The sequence below is a fragment of the Micrococcaceae bacterium Sec5.1 genome, from assembly GCA_039636795.1.
Classification (GTDB): Bacteria; Actinomycetota; Actinomycetes; order Actinomycetales; family Micrococcaceae; genus Arthrobacter.
In genome coordinates this window covers 2,658,856-2,677,227 of the sequence record CP143430.1, presented here as the reverse complement: position 1 = coordinate 2,677,227, position 18,372 = coordinate 2,658,856, and the positions used below count along the sequence as shown (strand labels likewise).

At 61.3% G+C, this 18,372-nt stretch carries 16 protein-coding genes; 2 read left to right on the top strand and 14 right to left on the bottom strand.

The annotated features are described in order from the left end of the window. Nucleotides 1-14: 14 nt before the first annotated feature. The 6 genes from VUN82_12245 to VUN82_12220 all read right to left on the bottom strand — a co-directional run bounded on the left by VUN82_12245 (nucleotide 15) and on the right by VUN82_12220 (nucleotide 6,445). Nucleotides 15-1,421, bottom strand: a complete 1,407-nt coding sequence (locus tag VUN82_12245) for an MFS transporter (protein ID XAS74546.1) — start codon at nucleotides 1,419-1,421, stop codon at nucleotides 15-17. Beyond that, entirely contained in the window at nucleotides 1,418-2,449 is a 1,032-nt protein-coding gene (locus VUN82_12240) for a VOC family protein (GenBank protein ID XAS74545.1), read from the bottom strand. The genes VUN82_12245 and VUN82_12240 overlap by 4 nt, the downstream gene beginning before the upstream one ends. 152 nt (nucleotides 2,450-2,601) lie before the next feature. Beyond that, nucleotides 2,602-3,519: a LysR family transcriptional regulator gene (locus VUN82_12235; GenBank protein XAS74544.1), complete on the bottom strand. Its 918-nt coding sequence runs from the start codon at nucleotides 3,517-3,519 to the stop codon at nucleotides 2,602-2,604. A 19-nt stretch (nucleotides 3,520-3,538) separates the two neighbouring features. Beyond that, complete coding sequence (locus VUN82_12230; GenBank protein ID XAS74543.1) at nucleotides 3,539-4,780, bottom strand: FAD-dependent oxidoreductase; 1,242 nt, start codon at nucleotides 4,778-4,780, stop codon at nucleotides 3,539-3,541. 15 nt (nucleotides 4,781-4,795) lie between these two features. Continuing rightward, a complete protein-coding gene (locus tag VUN82_12225) occupies nucleotides 4,796-5,119 on the bottom strand; it encodes a 2Fe-2S iron-sulfur cluster-binding protein (protein ID XAS74542.1) in 324 nt (107 codons plus the stop codon). A 30-nt stretch (nucleotides 5,120-5,149) separates the two neighbouring features. Beyond that, complete coding sequence (locus VUN82_12220) at nucleotides 5,150-6,445, bottom strand: cytochrome P450 (protein ID XAS74541.1); 1,296 nt, start codon at nucleotides 6,443-6,445, stop codon at nucleotides 5,150-5,152. Nucleotides 6,446-6,585: 140 nt separating this feature from the next. Between VUN82_12220 and VUN82_12215 the strand changes: the two genes are divergently transcribed. Continuing rightward, nucleotides 6,586-7,551: a LysR substrate-binding domain-containing protein gene (locus VUN82_12215; protein XAS74540.1), complete on the top strand. Its 966-nt coding sequence runs from the start codon at nucleotides 6,586-6,588 to the stop codon at nucleotides 7,549-7,551. Between the two features lie 94 nt (nucleotides 7,552-7,645). Here the strand turns inward: VUN82_12215 and VUN82_12210 are convergent, their stop codons facing one another. The 8 genes from VUN82_12210 to VUN82_12175 all read right to left on the bottom strand — a co-directional run bounded on the left by VUN82_12210 (nucleotide 7,646) and on the right by VUN82_12175 (nucleotide 17,240). Beyond that, the gene (locus VUN82_12210; protein XAS74539.1) at nucleotides 7,646-9,616 is read right to left on the bottom strand and encodes an acetoacetate--CoA ligase; all 1,971 of its coding nucleotides are present in this window, start codon (nucleotides 9,614-9,616) and stop codon (nucleotides 7,646-7,648) included. Further along, nucleotides 9,613-10,221: a cupin domain-containing protein gene (locus VUN82_12205; GenBank protein XAS74538.1), complete on the bottom strand. Its 609-nt coding sequence runs from the start codon at nucleotides 10,219-10,221 to the stop codon at nucleotides 9,613-9,615. Before VUN82_12205 ends, VUN82_12210 begins: the two co-directional genes overlap by 4 nt. Beyond that, entirely contained in the window at nucleotides 10,221-11,237 is a 1,017-nt protein-coding gene (locus VUN82_12200) for a fumarylacetoacetate hydrolase family protein (GenBank protein ID XAS74537.1), read from the bottom strand. Before VUN82_12200 ends, VUN82_12205 begins: the two co-directional genes overlap by 1 nt. A gap of 87 nt (nucleotides 11,238-11,324) precedes the next feature. Continuing rightward, nucleotides 11,325-12,176 (bottom strand): ABC transporter substrate-binding protein, encoded by an 852-nt coding sequence (locus VUN82_12195; GenBank protein ID XAS74536.1) that lies wholly within the window; start codon nucleotides 12,174-12,176, stop codon nucleotides 11,325-11,327. Next, entirely contained in the window at nucleotides 12,173-13,204 is a 1,032-nt protein-coding gene (locus tag VUN82_12190) for a fumarylacetoacetate hydrolase family protein (protein ID XAS74535.1), read from the bottom strand. The genes VUN82_12195 and VUN82_12190 overlap by 4 nt, the downstream gene beginning before the upstream one ends. A gap of 30 nt (nucleotides 13,205-13,234) precedes the next feature. Further along, nucleotides 13,235-14,173 (bottom strand): VOC family protein, encoded by a 939-nt coding sequence (locus tag VUN82_12185; protein ID XAS74534.1) that lies wholly within the window; start codon nucleotides 14,171-14,173, stop codon nucleotides 13,235-13,237. 48 nt (nucleotides 14,174-14,221) lie between these two features. Continuing rightward, a complete protein-coding gene (locus VUN82_12180; GenBank protein ID XAS74533.1) occupies nucleotides 14,222-15,724 on the bottom strand; it encodes a bifunctional 3-(3-hydroxy-phenyl)propionate/3-hydroxycinnamic acid hydroxylase in 1,503 nt (500 codons plus the stop codon). Nucleotides 15,725-15,827: 103 nt separating this feature from the next. Next, on the bottom strand, nucleotides 15,828-17,240 hold the full coding sequence (locus VUN82_12175; GenBank protein ID XAS74532.1) for an aldehyde dehydrogenase family protein: 1,413 nt from the start codon (nucleotides 17,238-17,240) through the stop codon (nucleotides 15,828-15,830). Nucleotides 17,241-17,342: 102 nt separating this feature from the next. On the opposite strand from VUN82_12175, the gene VUN82_12170 reads away from it, so the two are divergent. Further along, on the top strand, nucleotides 17,343-18,356 hold the full coding sequence (locus VUN82_12170; GenBank protein XAS74531.1) for an ornithine cyclodeaminase family protein: 1,014 nt from the start codon (nucleotides 17,343-17,345) through the stop codon (nucleotides 18,354-18,356). Nucleotides 18,357-18,372 lie beyond the last annotated feature (16 nt).

Sequence of the window (18,372 nt, the reverse complement as noted above, 5' to 3'; positions counted from 1 at the left end):
GAACGACGACGGCGTCAGTTGGCAACGGTAGGTGCGGCAAGGACCGGACCGGCTACTTCTTCGGAGGCCTCCGCCCCGGTTTCTCCCGTTCGTTTCGCTTCGGCTCTCAAGCCGACGAGAGCGCCAAGCAGGACTGCGAGAGGTACAAGGAGCGCGAGGAAAATGGCCGAGAGACTCAGTCCGGCACCTATCAGGGTGCCGCCGGCCGCTCCTCCGGCGGCCGAACCAAGGCGTGCTCCGAGTTCTGTCATTCCGACGCCGGTGCCGCGGACCGCCGTCGGGTAAGCAGCAGTGGCGAGGATGTTGCGTGTAGGGCCGAAGCCTGTCGGCAGGATGAAGCCAGCGATCGTGAAGAGCGGCAACAACGTGGAAAACCCGGGACTCGGTACAAGAGCGATGACCAGGGTCATTGCTACGGACATTCCAAGGACGAGGCCAATGGTCAAGTATCGGGATACCTTGGTCAAAATGGCCCCAAGGACCAGTCCACCAAGAACGCTGGAGAATCCATATGCACCCACGATGGTGCTGCTCTGCACCGTGTTGAGGCCGGGGACGGGCTGCTGGAGGAGCGTCGGAAGATACTGGGCGATCAGCAACTGCGTACCGAGGGAGAAGAACCCGAAGACCCAGAGGAGTATGGTCGTGACGGCAAAGCGTTTGGAGACAACGACTTTAAGGGCTTCCTTAGTGTCTCCCTTTGCCGGTGGCGTCAGATCGACATGTGCGAGATCAACCTTCGGAACAAGGCGCGCCAGTCCCTGTTTCGCTCTCTCAGTCGCCCCACGGGCGGCATGGAAAGCAGGCGGTTCGGGCACGAGGAATGCAAGCACAATGATGATGGCCACCGGGGCAAGGCCGCCTGCAACGAGAAGCGCCCTCCAACCGCCACTGGGTATCAGCAGGCCGGCGAGTGCTGCACCAACCGTCGTTCCCAGTCCTACGCCCGCATATGCTGCCGCAACCATTGCCCCGCGTCGCTTGGCTGGAACCAGATCAGCAAGGAGAGTGACGCCGGTTGGCATCACGGCGCCGATGCCGAAGCAAGCCACGAGCCGCCACATGGTGAAAGCGGTGAAATCCGGGGATGTTGCCCCTAGCGTCGTTGCGATGGAGAAGAGGCCGGCGGCGCTGGTCAACACTGTCTTTCTTCCCAGCACATCAGCAAGACGTCCGGCGATGATCGCGCCGATTCCCATAGTGATGAAGCCAGCAGTCACGATGAGGGTGATACCGCCGCCCACAGAGACACCCCACTCCTTCACAAGCGAAGGGAAGGTGTGGCTGATAATCGTAACTTCCATCCCGTCTGCCAGGAGGACGAGCGTAATGAGTGTGAAGTAGGCCCAATGGCGCCAGGTAAGGCCGACGGAGTCAGTGAAAGAGGACAAACTCTGCTTTGATTCCGGGAATGCGGTCATGATCCAATGAACCTCTCCGTTCGCAGCGCCGCTTGTTCAATAAGTTCGGCTTCGGTGCCGGGAACAAGGCCCTGCTCGGTAGCGGTTGGTGCTGCTGCGGGCGGGAACGCCTCCAGCATCGACTGCGGCAGTTCCCTGTTCCGGTAGAGATCGTTCGCCCCGAGGGCAGGGGTCCAGCGGTTTGGCTTCCAGTCAGGCACGTAGTTACGGTATCCGCCGGTATTGACCTCAATTCGTAGGCCGCTTGCCTCCCGGAAGTACAGGTAATCCTGCTCACCGATACCGTGAATGCCTGAACCGAACTCCATGGGTGTGCCGTTCTCGATGAGGAGGTCTGCCGCGCGGGCCAGCTCAGCCTGGTTATCCACCCAGAAGGCGTAGTGATGAATGCGACCGGGACGGTCGGAAGCATCGAGCAGAATTCCCAGATCGTGTGACTTCTCGTTGGTGGTCAGGACCCCAAAGAAAGTGATGTCCGGGTGCTCCAAGCCTGCGAAGGCCATGATGCGGAAGCCCAGCATCTCGTTGTACCACGTGGCAAATCCCTCAACATCGGAAGCGGCGATGGTGACGTGATCCAGTTGGCGGGGCGCGATGCCTTGGTTGCTCCTTTTGGAAGGCCGGTCAGGGTACGTCGAAGCGAATTCGCCTTCGCCCTTGTAAAGGTCAACTTCCCAGAAAAGCTGCATTGTGTGGCCGTACGGTCCTGTAAAGACGTAGGAGCGCCCGAGGCCTTCTCCCGCATCCTTCCAACCTCCGGCATATGCTGTTGCGTCAAGCCGCCGCGCAGCTTCCTGAAGCGCTTCGTCGCTGGAGGTGCGCCACGCCATCGACACCATCCCAGGCTCATTTCCGGGAGTCAAGACCACGCTGTACGCGTAGTAGTCACCCCAACAACGGAGGTACACCTTGCCGTGTGCACGGTCCACGACCCGAAGACCAACCTGCTCTTCGTAATAGCGGACGGATTCCTCGAGATCGCTCGCGTAAATCTCGATGTGGGAAAGATGTGAGAGGAGGTGGATCATCGTCGATCCTTTCTGTAAAGCCGTAGCAAATTTCCATTGCTTGTTATCTGCCGGCTATTTCAGTGTGAGCTGGCTCATAGCTATTGGGAAGCGGGATTTTCCAATAGGAACTATTGGAAAACCAGATAGTGGAAGGTCTGCCTTGAGCGGTGTTAAAACTCTTCCGAGGGCGCTCGAAGCAGCGGCGCACAGGCCAGTTCCAACTGCTGGCGGAACCAGCGGTGCGCGGGCTCGTGTTCTCGGTCCCGGTGCCACCAGAAGGCCTCTGAAAGCGCAGACAGAGGGATAGGAGGGTCCACAAGGCGGAGTCGGCTTGAGCTTTGGACTGCCCTCCGGGCTAACGCCCCGGGCATCAAGGCGGCCTTGTTGGATCCTTCAATCAGGGAAGGAATGACGAAGAAATTTGGGGTAATGGTGCTTACCACTGGGTCGATCCCGGCTATCTGAAGTTGCCGTGCGGCGGGAGTAAACGCTCCCCTGCCACTGATGGTCATGATCCACGGCATCGCCAGAAGTTCTTCCCGTGAAGGGCGCTCCCCCAAGTGCGGGTTGTCGCTGGCGACCAAGCATGTCCAATCGTCAAGGAGGACGTCCAAGTAGGGCTGTTGGGCGAGGTAGCCGTGCGGCAGCAGCATGCCATCCACATCTTTGAGGGACTCGGGCGCGCCGTCGACGTGGGCGGGAAGGACATGGTCGAACCTGATCTTGATCCCCGGAGCCAAGGACTCAAGTCGGGGAAGCAGCTGGGTGCCGACGCGCCAACTGGCATAGTCCGTGGCCAAAATGGTGAATTCGTGATCGCTGGTGGAAGGATTGAACTCCGATTTGGCCCTCATGATCTGTTCGAGAGACCGCAGGGCGCCCGGTAGCTCTTCCTTCAAGCGCATTGCCAGAGGGGACAATCTGTAGATATTGCCTTCCCGCACCAGCAGAGGGTCATCAAAGTACCGACGAAGCTTGGCAAGAAATGTGGAAGCGGTGGGCTGACTGACATTCAACCGAAGAGCGGCCGCGCTGACGTTGCGCTCCTCCAGCAACACACGCAGGGGCATCAACAGATTCAGGTCCATCCCGGTGGGGGTCCATCCATTAGGGGACTGGGCTGACAAGCGATACCTCCCTAGTGGCAGCCTTGAGGGTGAAGCCCTCGCTTTCCACTAGGTTACGGGTGATGGCGGTGCCTGCGGAGAGTAGTTTGCGGGCCGCCATATGGTCCGCGGCGTTGTTGACCGATTCCACAGCTGCGAGGATGCCTTGCCTGAAGCAGAGGACTGAGAACTTTGCTTCGCTCTGGTCGCCCAAGATGAGAATGTCGTCATTGGGTTGTGGAATGCCTGCCATCTGCAGCTTGTAGGGGCCCTGGGTGGACCAAAACCACGGGAGTGCATTGTAGGGGCTTTCTGTTCCCAGGATTGTACGTGCCGCGTGACGTCCCTGGTCGGTGGCGTTTTGCACGGACTCCAGGCGCAAATTGCCCAAGGAATGCGCGCTGGGGAAATTCGCACAGTCGCCGATTGCCAGAATAGCGGGGTCTGCTGTGCGGAGTGTTTCATCGACGACGATTCCGTTGCTTGTTTCGATTCCGCTGTCGCGAGCCAAGGTGTCGTTGGGCTGTACGCCAATGCCGACGAGGACGAGATCTGCTGGGTAGGAAGCCCCTGAGGTGGAGATTGCGGCTGCTACCCGGCCATCAGTTCCAGGCTCGAAGCGCTCAATTCCTTCATCGAGGCGCAGGCTTATGCCTTGGGAGCGAAGGGCGCCTGCGAACCATTCGCTCATGACGGGAGTCAGCGCTCGTCCCATTGGACGGGGAGCGAATTCCAGGACTGTGACGTTGCATCCGTGTGCCAAGGCTGCCGCCGCGAATTCGAGTCCGATAAATCCGGCACCGATGATCACGATGTTGCGGGCCGCGGGCAGCGCCATGTGCAATGCCTCTGCATCCGAGAGTGTTTTTAGACCATGGACGCCGGGCAGGAGGGCGCCCGGGCAGCTCAGCATCCTGTTTCTGGCGCCGGTTGCGAAAACGAGGTGGTCGTATTCGAGCATCCCTTCAGTGGTTTTCACCGTGCGTTCAGGCCGGTCAACAGTCAGTGCCCGAACCCCTGCATGAAGCGTGATGTGCTTATCGAGGAAGAAGGATGGGCCGCGCAACGGCAATGGAGCTGCTTCCTTACCCGGAGCGAGGTAGTCCTTTGACAGAGGGGGGCGCTGATAGGGCACACCGAATTCCTCGCCTATCACCTCGATCTTGCCGTCGTATCCTTCTGTCCGCAGAGAGTCGGCGAGCTGCAGGCCGGCCTGTCCGGCACCAATGATGACAACGCTCATATCACTGTCCCCGTTCTAGAGTTGGCCGACCGGGATGTCCACGACAATCTCCGAGAGCTCCGCGTTGAGTTGGATCTGGCAGGCGAGCCGGGAGCTGTCCGTCCTCTCGGCCGTGGCGCAGTCAAGCATTTCGTCTTCGTCATCGCTGATGTCCGGGAGCGCTTGCGCATATTCCGGGCGGACGTAGACGTGGCAGGTGGCGCACATGGCCTGGCCTCCACATTCGCCGATGATGCCGTCGACGCCGTTGTTGACAGCAGCGCGCATCAGGGTAGTGCCTGACTCGACCTGGAGGGTTTGTTGGGTGCCATTGGGCTGGGTGTAGGTGACGCTGGGCATCGTTGCTCCTTTTGGTAATGGGTAGTTGGGTTAGTTCCAGGTGACGGGCAGGCTGGTCAGTCCGCGGAAGACCCAGCCATCCCAGCTTTCACTCCGTCGCTTGTCCACGCGCAGGCCCGGAAAGCGCTCGTAGGCCATCGGCACGGCGATCTGGCCAATGGAGGTCTTCGCCGCCCAGTGACCGGCGCAGAGGTGGACGCCGCTGCCGAAGGCGAGGTGGGGGCGTTTGGTCCGATTGATATCGAATTCTGCAGCTGAAGCGCCGAAGTGGCCCGCGTCGCGGTTGGCAGATGCCACGACGACGCCGACACCGGCGCCGGCAGGTATACGGACGCCTCCGAGGACAGTTTCCCGTGTCGTTTCCCGGGGGTACATTCCGATCGGTGACTGCCATCTGACCGCCTCATCAAACACTGATGCCCACAAAGCTGGATCAGCAAGGACCTGCTCGCGTTGGTCCCCATGATTGCTCAGCGCCCACACCATGTTGGTAACCACATGCTGCGGCTCGTTCATACCACCGGAAATGGTCAGTTTGACGTTGGCCGCAACATTCGCGGTGGGGAGTCCACTGTTGGCAAAAGCGGACACCATCGAGGCGTCCGGATTCTGCCGGTAATAGGGGATGAGCTCCTCCAGCAAGCGATCAGCCTCCGCGGTAGCGGCATCACACCGATCCCAGATCGACTGATCATCCAGAACATTTCCCATCCCAGCGATGAAGTCGTGAGACCAGCGCCGCACCTGCTCCACGGAAACGTCCTTCAATCCCAGGAGGTCAATAAGGTTCTGCGATGCCACGGGAGCTGCGTAATCCCGGTTCAGGTCTGCTTCCTCCGGCCCCAGCTCGGCGACTTTCTGAAGGTAGGCCTCGGCGTTACGCTCAAAAACCGGTCCCCAGACTTCCTTGATGGACTTGGGGCGAAGAACAGGATTTACAGGCGCCCTGTCTACTGAGTGCTCCGGATCGTCTTTGCGCAACATTGGCTGGGCGCCGATCGCACGGGTCATCGTCGCACCCGAAACGTTCGCGCTGAACAGCTCCTGGTCCTGTTCAACCGTGTGGCAACCGGCGTAAGTCGTCACCAGGAACTTGTTAAGCTGAGGAACCCACGCCACCGGAGACTCGGCCCGGAGCCGGGCATAAGTCGGGTAAGGATCAGTTGCAAGGGCGGCTACGTCAACCCAATCAGCCACCGGGTAGTCAGCGGCATCCGGTGAAACGGTTGCAGGCTCCTCTCCCCCGCTGCCGCGAACCGGGGCTGCTGTCGTTTGGATAATCGCCGCGTTCCCGTGGAACGGGCACCCGCCCGCTTGTGTCGTCATCGCTTGCTCTCCTACTGGCACGTCATTGTGTACCGGTGCTGCTGGTACGTCGTCGTGTAATCAGTGTCACGGGAAAACATTCTCCAGTAAACTGCGGATATCAGTGGAAGTAATTCGATTTCTTAGGAATAGAGACTCAAGTGCCGAAGTTCACCTTTCGACAGCTCGAACTGTTCGCCGCGCTCCCCGAACACAGCACCTTGGGGTCAGCAGCACAACAGCTGCACATCTCCGAATCCGCGCTCTCCCACGCCATCAGTGAACTGGAGGCAGCACTGGGGGAACAGCTGTGCATCCGCAGGAAAGCCAAGGGAATGCACCTGACACCCACTGGACGCCACTTCGCAAAGCGGGCCGGGGAATTGCTTCGGGAAGCCAGCGCGCTGGCAGACGGATTGGGGGAACTTCGAGGCGAGCTCAAGGGTCCTGTGTCACTGGGCTGCTACACAGGCCTGGCAAGCAACGTGCTCCCCGCCGTCCTCGAGGGCATGGCCAAACTTCACCCAAAGGTTGAAGTCAGCATCACGGTTGGGGACCATGCCGACCTGCTGCCCGCTCTGGAAGACGGAAGCCTGGACACTGCGATCGTCTATGACATCGGCCTGCCCGCGGACGTGGAGCGCAAAGTCATCTACGAAACCGAAGTCATGGCCGTTCTGGGCGCAGACGATCCCCTTGCCCGGGAGGAGGACATTGAACTGGAAGCTTTGGCTACCAAGCCGCTCATCATGCTGAACACGGCGCCCAGCACCGAATATACGCAGTTGATGTTCTCCCAGCGCGGACTCAAAGCACATCTCCGGGCCGTAGTACCGCAAATAGATCTTGTCCGGGCAATGGTCGGGCGGGGACTCGGCTATAGTCTGCTGATGTCGCGGCCCAACCAGATCCCCGTTTCGAGCGAAGGCAGAGGGCTCGTCACCAGGCACCTCCGCCCCCGTGCCGGCCAAACCTCCGTCGTCGCGGTGTGGCCCAAGGAAGCGGTCCTCACAAACCGGGCCAAAGCGGTGGTGCAATACGCAGTCGAAGTCCTGGATGCATCGCACCCCGAGGAAAGCGGTGATGGGCCGTCGCTAGCGGGCGAATCAGCTTCTGGACGGCTTTGACGCAAGTGCCCGAGCACGACGACGAGCCGGACCTCGCTTGCGCCGGTCCGGCTCGTCCTCTCCCCCATTTCCATTGCCCGTAGGGCGGTGCCGCTTACGGTGATACGGTCTGCCGATTAAGGGCAAACCTTGCATATTCTTCCAACAGGGCGGCGTTGTCCACTGACCCGAGATCCGCGACGGATTCCAGTGGCGCACCCTGCAAGAGCCGCTTTACGGGGACCTCCAGCTTCTTTCCAGTGCGGGTATGCGGAATTCCGGGCATGAACACAATGTCGTCGGGAAGGTACCGAACGGACAGGTTCTCCCGAATGGATCTGGTGATCGCTTCCCGGGCGATGCTTGGGTCTACTCCGTTGGCCAAATGGACAAACAGTGGCATGTAATAATCAACGTCCAGTTCCGCACCGACAACCAAGGCCTCGGCGACCTCCTGCAGCGATTCAACCACGGCATAGATATCTGCCGAACCGAGCCGCAGCCCATTGCGGTTGAGGGTTGAGTCGGAGCGGCCGTGGATGAGGATGCCCTGGAGGGTGAACTCGATGAAATCCCCATGCCGCCACACCCCCGGATAAGTCGCGAAGTAGCTGTCGTGATAGCGGCTGCCGTCGTCACCCCAGAAGCTCAGGGGCATCGATGGCATTGCTTGGGTAACCACCAGTTCGCCTTTGCCACGCGTGGGATTGCCGGCTTCATCCCAGGACTCCACACGTACCCCAAGGGCAGGCGCCTGGATATAGCCGACGTGGACGGGCAGTGTGGGACATCCCCCTACGAAAATCGAGGCGATGTCAGTACCGCCACTCATCGAGTTCAACCAGACATCGCCCACATTGCCGTAAACCCAGCGATAGCCGTCAGCGGAGAGCGGTGAACCTGTGACCTGAACGGATTTCAAGGCAGCCAGGTCATGGTCGCGCATCGGTGCCAGGGAAACCTTTGCGCAGGCGTGGATGAAACCAGCACCCACGCCCAGGACAGCAATCTGCTCTGCTGCGGCGATCTGCCATACCCGGTCCAAGGACGGGAAAGTGGGGTTTCCATCAACCAGGACCGCTGTGGCACCAACTCCGAGCGCAGAGACCAGAGAGTTCCACAACACCCAGCTCGTTGAAGCAACGTTGAGGTATCGATCCCCCGGGCGCAGGTCGGAATGTATAAGGAGCATTTTCAGCTCCTCAAGCAGCGCTCCGCCGTGACCGTGAACGATCCCCTTGGGAATCCCTGTGGTCCCCGAAGAAAACAGTACCCACAGGGGGTGGCTGAACTCGAGGTCGGTGAAGACAAGCTCCGCTGGATCGGCGATGGCCTGCTCCCAAGCCGTGCCCGGGATCTGGGTGGGGATACTTGGAATGGAAGTATGCCGCCCCACCCAGATGATGTGCTCGAGCGTAGGCAGCTTTGCGATGATTTCCACCAGCTCACCACGACGATCCCGGTCCTTCCCGCCGAGTCGGTAGCCCGGCGCGGCAAGGATGACCTTTGGTTCGAGCTGGGCAAAGCGTGTAACGATTGCACCCGGGCCGAACTCCGGGGCACAGACCGACCAGATAGCGCCGACGGACGCACTGGCAAGCAGCCCGACGACGGCCTCGGCAACGTTGGGAAGTATTCCGACAACCCTGTCCCCCTGGCCTACGCCGCAACTACGAAGATGGGCAGCCAAGGAGGCAACGTCCCGCCTCAGAGCAGCCCATGTGACCTCCTCGCGCTTCCCATCCTCATCGATGCCGATGAGGGCGACTCCCTCGTGGCCCTGCAGCAGATGCTTTGCAAAGTTGAGCGTGCGGCCGGGGAACCAGCGCGTGTGTGGCATGGGGTCGCTGCTGCACACCGGCCCCGGAGTTCCACCTAAATCGACGCCGGCAAACTCGGCGAAAAGCTCCCAGAACTTCCCGGGCTCATCCACTGACCACTGCCACAGTTCGTCGTAGCCCGCCCCAATCCCGACGCTGTGGCCGGCCAGGAACTCGGCGAATCGGCCAACGCCGGTCTCGGGCGCCCGTTCCAGATCAGGTTGCCAGATCAATTCGCCATCTGCGGCCTGCGCGTTGGTAATCATGCCCTCTCCAAGTGCCGGGAGGCCTTCCTGCGCTGCTCGGCAATCTGTGCCGCGGTCAGCGGTTCGGTTCCGATCAGTACGAACAGGACCCTGGCGGTCTGCTCCGTGCGGTTGGACCAGGCGTGGCTCGTGGCACGTTGCACGGCCACATCACCGGCGCGCATGGTTGCCTCACCTTCGTCAACCAGCAGCGTGATTTCACCTTCAAGAACGACCGCATAGTCCAGCGAGTCAGTGCGGTGGAACCAGAAATGCCTGGAACCGCTGTGCTCGGCCCCGGCTTCAGCCTCCTCGTGTCCGTCGATCTCGTTGAAGATGACCGAGCCAGCCTCGTCCGGGTACACAGAGTCCGGCGGAAAATCGGCGACGCGCAGTATCGTCTGGCCCGGGGCAGGGAAGCTGGGGATCTCGACGTCCGCGCCAGCCGGATCCTCGTCGCTCACATGATCGATCGCCCCTGCCTCGGTCACCCAGGGGACTGTGGCACCAAATCCCGGAATCATGTCCGAGGACCAGTTGTTGGGTGCCGCTCCATCCGAGAGGATGATGGCGCGTCCCTCGTCGTCGTGACCGGTGACGATGCGGCGAACTGCGGGCCGGGTCATCAGGCCACCCATTCTTCATGCGGGTAGGTGCGGGGTTCGGGCCACCAGGGGGCCTTTTGGCGTTCAGTGGAAATCGGGGTGCGCAGTGTGCCCACACCCTCGAGTTCCAACTCAATAACGTCGCCGGGCTTTAGGAATTTTCCGATCTCCACGCCGGCGCCGAAGCCCATGGTGCCGGACCCGATAATGTCCCCTGGCTGTAGGCGGTCGGAGATCGAGACGTAGGCCAGCAACTCCGCGGGGGTGTAGACGAAGTCCTCGACCTTGGTATCGGAGAGCACCTCGCCGTTGACACGGACCTGGCCGCGCAGCCCCTCGATCGAATCGATTTCGTCCATCGTAGTGACCCAGGGGCCGATGCCGTAACCGAAGTCCTTGCACTTCTGCGGGCCCATGCCGATCGCCATTTCCGCGCTCTGGACATCGCGTGCGCTGAAGTCGTTGAAGACGGTGATGCCAAAGAGATGGTCCATCGCCGTGTCAGGGGTCAGGTCGCTTCCCGACTTGCCCACCACATACCCGACCTCAAGTTCCCAGTCCAGGGCCTCCGTGAAGTCGGGGTAAGGCAGCTCCTCGTTGTGCCCGTAGGACATGGCCGTGGTTCCCTTGAAATAACCCGGCCGCTCGTAAATCGAGCGTGCCGGCTGGGCCTTGGCGACAATACGGTGGAAGTTTTGGATGTGCTTTTCGAAAGTCAGCCCGTCGCGGATGACTGGGGCGTCAACAGCTGCGCGCCACAAAACGTCGTCGATGTTGTAGGAAGCGTCGTCTGCCGCAGCGAGCGCATCGTGCGCGGCGTCCAGGAAGATGGAGCCTCCTCCGATTCCCGCTGCCAAGCTTCCTGGAAGCACCGCCAACGCGAGCGCACGGGCACGATCCGGCTCGGCGGCCTTGCGCTGAAGTGTCAGGGCGTAGGCGCGGGCAAGGTCAATTACCCGGCCTTGTTCGGGCTGGACCGCGACGAGTCGAATCTGTTCGCCATCAGGCGTTGGCACTGCAATTCTTCCCAATTTCATGATTGCTCCTTTAGATTTCTCATACGATACGTACAGTATCGTATCGGCTTGATGCGGTTGCAATAGGCAACTTCGTGGGGATCATGCTCAGTTACAGATAGGGGCGGACCGGCTGGCCCGCAAGAGCGGTTCGCCGTTGTAGAGCTCCTCCAGACCGATGCCCGGCGGAAGCATACCCAGGCTTTGTCGGATCCCGGTCAACAGCTCCAGCCCGCGCTGGTCCACGGTTAGCGTCCGCGCCCGTGAGTCCCATGCGCGCGGAGCCCCAGCATGGAAACCGCACCGTTGAAGTAATTCGATGCCCTGCGCATCTGACATTGGAACTCCGGCCTCCACGCCGCGCACCAGGGCTCGGAGGTAGCGTTCCAGCTCCACGGATCCGACAACGTCGGCACGGACCACCAGTCCTTGGCCCGGCAGCTCCGGCAGCCATGTATTGATGTCCACTATTCGGGCGAATCCGGCTTTCTCCGCAAGTTTGTCGAACGGCGCCCCGAGCAGAGTCACGTCCACTTCGCCGTCGAGCAGTGCCTCAAGGCGTTCGCGCACACCGCCCACCACTACGTAGTCGACTTCGACGCCGGCGTCCCCCAGCAGACGCTTGGCAATGAGCGCGAAACCGTTGTTGGGAGCGTCAACCGCGAACCGGCAACCTGCCAGATCCGCTATTGTCTCCAGGCCACTGCGGGCATGGATGCCCAGCGGCGTGGTCGCCTCCATCTGGGCCACCAGGCGAAGGTCGGCCCCGGCCAGGGTCCACTCGAACAGGTTGTCGATCGCCGTGACAACCATGTCCTGTTCCCCTGCGAGCAGGGCTCGAAGCTGTTCGGCGCTTGAGGTGGTGCGGGTGAGCACCACGTCTGATCCTCGCAGGAATCCAAGATCTTCCGCCAGCAGATAGGACACCGGCGGGACAAAATGGCTCTGGCGCAGGGTCACTGGGCGGCTCCGCGAGCAGCAGCGACGGCGAGCGGCCGATCCACATACCAGGGAGGCAACTGCCCGCTGGGCCCGCGAACAGTCGAACGTTGGGTACCCAGTCCACTGATTTCCGCCTCCATGACGTCACCGTCCCTTAAGAAACGGCCCCAATGAGAACCGTTGCCTGCCGGGGAACCGGTGATAAGGACATCCCCAGGCAGCAGTACCGCTACGGAGGATGCGTAGGCGATCAGGCTCGGAATGTCGAAGACCAGGTCATCGGCCAGAGCATCCTGCATTGGATTGCCGTTCAGGCTCAGGCGGATCCGCAGCTTTGCCGGATCCGGGACGAACCGCTTTGGCACGAGGTAGGGGCCCGTAGGAAAGAACGTGGGCTGGTTTTTTGCGCGAAACCAGTCGGTACCCATCATCGCAATGTCGTTGCGCGGGACCAACGTGCGTGCGGTGATGTCATTGACGATGGTGTATCCGGCCACGTAGTCAAAAGCGTCCTCGGCTGAGACCCTGTGGGCCTTGCGTCCGATGACCACTCCCAACTCCAGTTCCCAGTCGACGTTGCCACCCACATCAGGAAGTTGTACGTCGTCGTAGGCTCCGCACACCGCCGAGGGTATACCCGTCCAGACATACGGATCCCCCGAGCGGCCCCGCTCATCGATTTCGGCCGCCGCGTCAGCTGCCAGCTGCGCTGGGTCGGCGCCTTCCTTGCCGAGCTTGTGGGCGACGCTCATTTGAACGACGTGCTCGCGGTAGTTTGCCCCGGCAGCGATGATGCTGCCCACGGGCTGGACCGGCGCCTGCACCTTCAGCCCTTTGAGCGGGAGGGTAGCCGCGGCGGCCACGTCGATGGACCCGAGCACATCCAGGTGTGCGTCCCAATCGGCGAAGAGATCGCCGATGCGTGAAATTCCCGGCAGCACGATGCGCAGGTCAACTACCCGGTCCCCAAAGACCGCACCGGGGAAGCTCTCCCCCGCCTTTTCGAAGGTGCCCAGCGTGAAGCCGTTCACTTGGTTTTCTTCCATGAATCCTCCAATGGCCATCATCTGGTGCCGCTAAACGGGCGGGGCGACATAGAGGCCCTTGTCCTGGTCGTTGAACATCTCGCGGGCGATGAATTCGTCCATGTCGCCACCGGTTCCCCACTGGTCAGACGTCTCAGGGTCGCGGGTGTCGAAGATGCTGGGATGCCACGTATCCTCGTCCACCGAGTCCAGCTCCGTGGTGTACTCCATGGTGTTCCCGTTGGGATCGTGGAAGTAGGTGAAGGTGTTGTCTCCGGCTTTGTGGCGGCCGGGACCCCAGATCTTCTTGAATCCCGAACGCAGCAGTTTGCCACTGCCGCGCATGTACTCGTCGATACCGCGGAGTTCGAAGGATGCGTGCTGCAGTGAAGCGTGCGGGCCGCGGGAGATCGCTATGGAATGGTGTTGGGCGTTGCAGCGCATGAAGTAGAAGAGGTCCCCCATGTGCGGGTGCTTCAGGGTGTCGGAGAGACGGAAACCCAGGTGCTGCTCATACCAGGCGCGCATTTTCTCGGGCTCAGGAGAGTTCAGCACCACGTGGGAGAGCCGCACCGGGATCGCCTCGCGTTCCTCAATCTTGCGATGCTTGCGTACATCTACGTCTGAGGAGACCTCAATAGTGCGTCCCTCCAGGTCGAAGAACCGGAAGCCGTACCCACCTCCAAGGGTCTTGACGTCATCGGGTTCCCCGATCAGCTTTACGCCCTTGGCAATGAGATCCGAGGCGAGTTGGTCCACTGAGGACTTGTCCGCTGCACCGAAAGCGACCATGTCGAGGCGCTTTTCATCGGCCTTACGAACACGAACCGAATACTGTTCCGGTGAGCCTTCGGCGGCGAAGTACGTCACGTCGCCGTCGTTCTCCATTTCGGTGAGTCCCCAGTGGTTCTTGTAAAACTCAACCTGCTTTTGGTAATCGGGCACTGCGATGTCGAAGTGCCTGAGGTGTGTGATCGGGCTGAATGCCATGATGCGCTCCTGTGTTCCTGTCCGTGTGTGGTCTGTCGAATTTTTGCCTTAGAGAGGTGCCGGCACTTCCCGGGCAAGGCCCGGGATTCTGCTGATGAGGCGCTCGAAGGCCTCAGGGGTATCGCCTAAGCCCAGGATGTAGCGGTCGGGGCGGATGACAACAGCCTGGGCGCCGGCGGCCTGAAGGATCTGGCCCACTTTTGCCGGATCAAACAGGACCACGACGTCGGCAGAATCCTCGAGTTGGTCGCGCAGTTGGGATGGGATTGCGGAATAGATTTCGCGTGTTGTTGCCACGAGGAACCGGCTTCCCACCATGTCATCCAGACGCACTCCGTCGCTGAGGATCGGTTGAATGGCCAGCCTGCCAGCACGTTCATCGACACCACCTTCGTGCAGGCCCGGGCCCAGTGCGGGGGCTACCGGGGCGGAGGCAGCAGGGTTTGCGCGAATGAAGGCGTCACGCTGCTTGGCGACCTCGGCGTCGGTTGTTTGCATGAAACCCGCTGCTCTTGTTGCCTGCTCCACCCAGAACCGTGCATGCGGCATGCGTTCACTCTCATAGGTGTCGAGCAGGCTTTCATTGGCCGTGCGCCGCTTGACAGCGCCAAGCTTCCAGACCAGGTTGGCCACATCCCGCATTCCTGCGCAAAGTCCCTGCCCAAAAAGCGGGGGTGCCTGGTGGGCTGCATCTCCTGCCAGGAATATGTTGCCGGCCCGCCACTGCTGCGCGATGCGGCCGCGGAAGGTATAGACGGCGAGGCGGTCTGCCATAAACTTCCCTGCCGGCAGGACGCCGTGGCTGATTCTTTCAACGCCCGCGGGGGTTGCAATTTCTTCGGGGTCATCCCCCGGCATCAACATGAACTCCATGCGAACACGCTTGCCGGGCAGGCGGATCCACAGGGAGGGCCGGGTGTGATGGCCCAGGAAGATCATGTCGGAAGACAACCCAGGGCCTTCTTCCAAAATGCCGTCTGCGACCAGCCACTGCGCATCTTCACCCAGCTTTTCACACTCAATCCCCAACGCCTGGCGGATTGACGAACGGGCCCCATCCGCAGCAATGGCCCAGCGGGCATGGATGAGTGATTCCGTGCCGTCAGCGTCCCGCACCGCCACCGCGACGCCGGGCGCCTGGTTGCGCACTGAGATCACGGTGGCGCCTTGTCGGAAGTCAACACCGGGAAGTTCTTCCACCACGCCCCGTAGCAGAACTTCGATGTCCGGTTGGTGAAAAGTGAGGTCATCATGCCAGCCCTGAGTGCCGAATTGGCCAGTGGGCACGGACACGAGGACTTCCCGTTCCTCATTCTCAATGTGGAAGGAGGACATCGGCAAAGTTGCTTCGGCAAAGCGCTCTGCTACCCCCAGCGATTGGAGGGTACGGAAGGTTTCACCATCAAAATGCACGGCGCGGGCGGTTGGCCAAACCTGGGTATCCCGCTCCACCCCGACTGCGGTCAGACCTGCGCGCCCCAACAAGGCCAAGGCAGTGACTCCAACGGGCCCTCCCCCGATCACTACGACGTCGACGTTGACGTTAGTCATCTCGCTCCTTCAAGTTCAGTACGTATCGTTTCGAATAAAAAGTAACATGCATCACGCAGGGGCACAAGGGTGCAGGGAAGCGCCTAAAACGGGGCCTGCCGGCTTAGGCCTTCCAGACTGTCTTGAGGTTGCAGAACTCCCTGATGCCGTCGGCAGCCAGTTCACGACCAAAGCCGGAGCGCTTGATTCCGCCAAAGGGAAGCTCCTGATACGAAACCGTCATTCCGTTGATAAAGACCGCCCCCGCGTCGAGATTCGCCAGGAACCATTCCTCCTCCTGAACATCGCCGGTCCAGACCGAACTCGAAAGCCCAAAGGCAGTCTGGTTCGCAATCCGCAAGGCATCCTCGCGATCACGGGCGCGGTACAGCGACGCGACCGGGCCGAAGGCCTCTTCCTGGATGATCCGCATCTCTTCAGTAAGTCCGGCGAGCACCGTCGGGGTGTAGAAGAATCCCGGACCTTCCGGGACTGTCCCGCCGGTCAGCACCTGGGCGCCCAAAGCGCGTGCGTCCTCGACGAGTTCAGCCAGCTCGTCGCGTCCGGACGAGGTGGCCAACGGTCCCACCTGGGTTGCGGGGTCCAGCGGGTCCCCCACGGAAAGCTCCGACATCAGCTTCACGAATTCGGCGGCGAATGCGTCGTAGACCTCGGTGTGCACAATGAAGCGCTTGCCCGCAATGCATGACTGGCCATTGTTGCTGATACGTGCTCGGACGGCGGTCGCTGCTGCCTCGGCGACATCGGCCGAAGGCATGACAATGAAGGGGTCCGAGCCGCCGAGCTCCAGCACGGATTTCTTCACGTGGTCGGCGGCGATGGAAGCCACCGAACGTCCTGCCGGCTCGGATCCGGTCAGCGTGACGGCCTTGACTCGCTCATCGGCCAGAACGGAGGCGACCGCAGAGCCGCCAATCAGCAGGGTGCGGAAAGAGCCAATCGGGAAACCCGCCCGCTCAAAGAGCGTGTCCAGAAAGAGCGCGGCCTGCGGCACGTTTGATGCGTGTTTGAGCAGGCCCGAGTTGCCTGCCATGAGCGCCGGGGCCGCAAAACGAATGACTTGCCACAACGGATAGTTCCAAGGCATGACCGCCAGGACGGTCCCCAACGGTTCGTAGCGGGTCCACGCCCTGCTGGCCCCCACCGATGACGGGTTGTCCAAGGGAGCGTCAGCAAGGAATTCCTCGGCCCGCGCGGCATAAAAGCGCATGGCCTTAACGCACTTGTGCACTTCGGCGATGGATTGCGCAATTGGCTTACCCATCTCAACGGTGATCAGCTCACCCAGGCCCTCCGCCTGATCCTCGAGAATTTCCGCTGCGGCGAGCATCCACCGCGCGCGCTGGGCAAAGGTTGTCCCCCGCAGCACTTGCGCTGCTTTGGCCGATTCTGCAATGCGCTCCTGGACTTCCTCCGCGGTGTGCGGCTCAATGATCAATTCGGTTAAACCGGTGGCGGGGTTGACGGTTGCAATTGCCATGGGCAGGTCCTCTTCCAGAGACGTGTTCTTCGTCACGACTATAGGATACGATGCGTATCGGACACAATCTTCGATCCTTCTCCTGATTCATCCACCCACGCAGCAGCCACTTCGGCTGCACGACACAAAGGAGTGCCCGTGAGCACCGACGGTGAGCTACCGACGAACCTTCCACTCTTTCTTACCGACGCCGATGTGGCCAGCATTTCGGACTGGCCTGCGGCGATCCAGGCAATCCGCGCCGCTTATAAGAATCCCGCCGACGACGCCGGCACGCCTGGACGCATATTCGCCCAGACGCCACGGGAATGGCTGCGGGTCATGCCCTCGGTCCCACCAAGCGGGCAACTGTTCGGCGCGAAATCCATCGCAGGGTCATTCGCGGATGGACTCCGCGTCAGCTACTTGATTTCCCTCTTCGATAAAGACACCGCGGATCTTGTGGCGCTGGTGGACGGAAACCGTGTGACCGGCCTGCGCACCGCCGCAACCACAGCAGTGGGCGCCTCCAGCATTGTCCCGCCACGGCCGCTGAGCGTCGGGGTGATCGGCTCCGGCTTTGAAGCACGTTCCCATCTGACCGCGTTTTCGCATGTCCTTGAATTCGCGGACGTTCGCGTGTTCAGCCCAACGGCCGCCAATCGCGAGGCCTTTGCCGCCGAGTTCGACGGCGCCTTTGGCGCCCCCGTCCGCGCTGTCGGTTCCGCCCGCGAGGCTGCGGAAGGGGCTGATCTGATTTTGTGCGCGGCCCGCTCACGGGACGAGTCCCCCACCCTGCAGGCCGAATGGGTCGGCCCCGACTCCGCGGTAGTCTCGATCGGTTCCACGACCCCAGCCCAACGGGAACTGCCTGCGGAGCTGATCGCAAGGGCCACAACAGTAGTGGTGGACACCCGTGACGAGGTTGTTCACGGCAGCGGGGACATGATCGCGGCCCGGGCGAACGGCGTCGACGTCGATTCGCTCGTCGTCACGCTCAATGCGGTCCTCAGCGGGGAAACTGCCATCAATGTGGAGCGCGGGATTCGGATATATAAGTCAACGGGTTCCGGATTGCAGGACATCGTGGTGGCCGAAATGCTCGTGGATCGCGCCCGTGCCGAGGGCGTTGGCACGGTCCTGCCGGTCGGCATCGTCACCAGCCGCAAATAGGCCCCAGACCAGAACC

What these genes read in the sequence shown, in the direction of transcription:
- VUN82_12205 (XAS74538.1), bottom strand. Translation starts at nt 10,221, where the DNA reads ATGACCCGGCCCGCAGTTCGCCGCATCGTCACCGGTCACGACGACGAG.
- VUN82_12210 (XAS74539.1), bottom strand. Translation starts at nt 9,616, where the DNA reads ATGATTACCAACGCGCAGGCCGCAGATGGCGAATTGATCTGGCAACCT.
- VUN82_12235 (XAS74544.1), bottom strand. Translation starts at nt 3,519, where the DNA reads ATGGACCTGAATCTGTTGATGCCCCTGCGTGTGTTGCTGGAGGAGCGC.
- VUN82_12230 (XAS74543.1), bottom strand. Translation starts at nt 4,780, where the DNA reads ATGAGCGTTGTCATCATTGGTGCCGGACAGGCCGGCCTGCAGCTCGCC.
- VUN82_12245 (XAS74546.1), bottom strand. Translation starts at nt 1,421, where the DNA reads ATGACCGCATTCCCGGAATCAAAGCAGAGTTTGTCCTCTTTCACTGAC.
- VUN82_12200 (XAS74537.1), bottom strand. Translation starts at nt 11,237, where the DNA reads ATGAAATTGGGAAGAATTGCAGTGCCAACGCCTGATGGCGAACAGATT.
- VUN82_12240 (XAS74545.1), bottom strand. Translation starts at nt 2,449, where the DNA reads ATGATCCACCTCCTCTCACATCTTTCCCACATCGAGATTTACGCGAGC.
- VUN82_12225 (XAS74542.1), bottom strand. Translation starts at nt 5,119, where the DNA reads ATGCCCAGCGTCACCTACACCCAGCCCAATGGCACCCAACAAACCCTC.
- VUN82_12185 (XAS74534.1), bottom strand. Translation starts at nt 14,173, where the DNA reads ATGGCATTCAGCCCGATCACACACCTCAGGCACTTCGACATCGCAGTG.
- VUN82_12190 (XAS74535.1), bottom strand. Translation starts at nt 13,204, where the DNA reads ATGGAAGAAAACCAAGTGAACGGCTTCACGCTGGGCACCTTCGAAAAG.
- VUN82_12180 (XAS74533.1), bottom strand. Translation starts at nt 15,724, where the DNA reads ATGACTAACGTCAACGTCGACGTCGTAGTGATCGGGGGAGGGCCCGTT.
- VUN82_12220 (XAS74541.1), bottom strand. Translation starts at nt 6,445, where the DNA reads ATGACGACACAAGCGGGCGGGTGCCCGTTCCACGGGAACGCGGCGATT.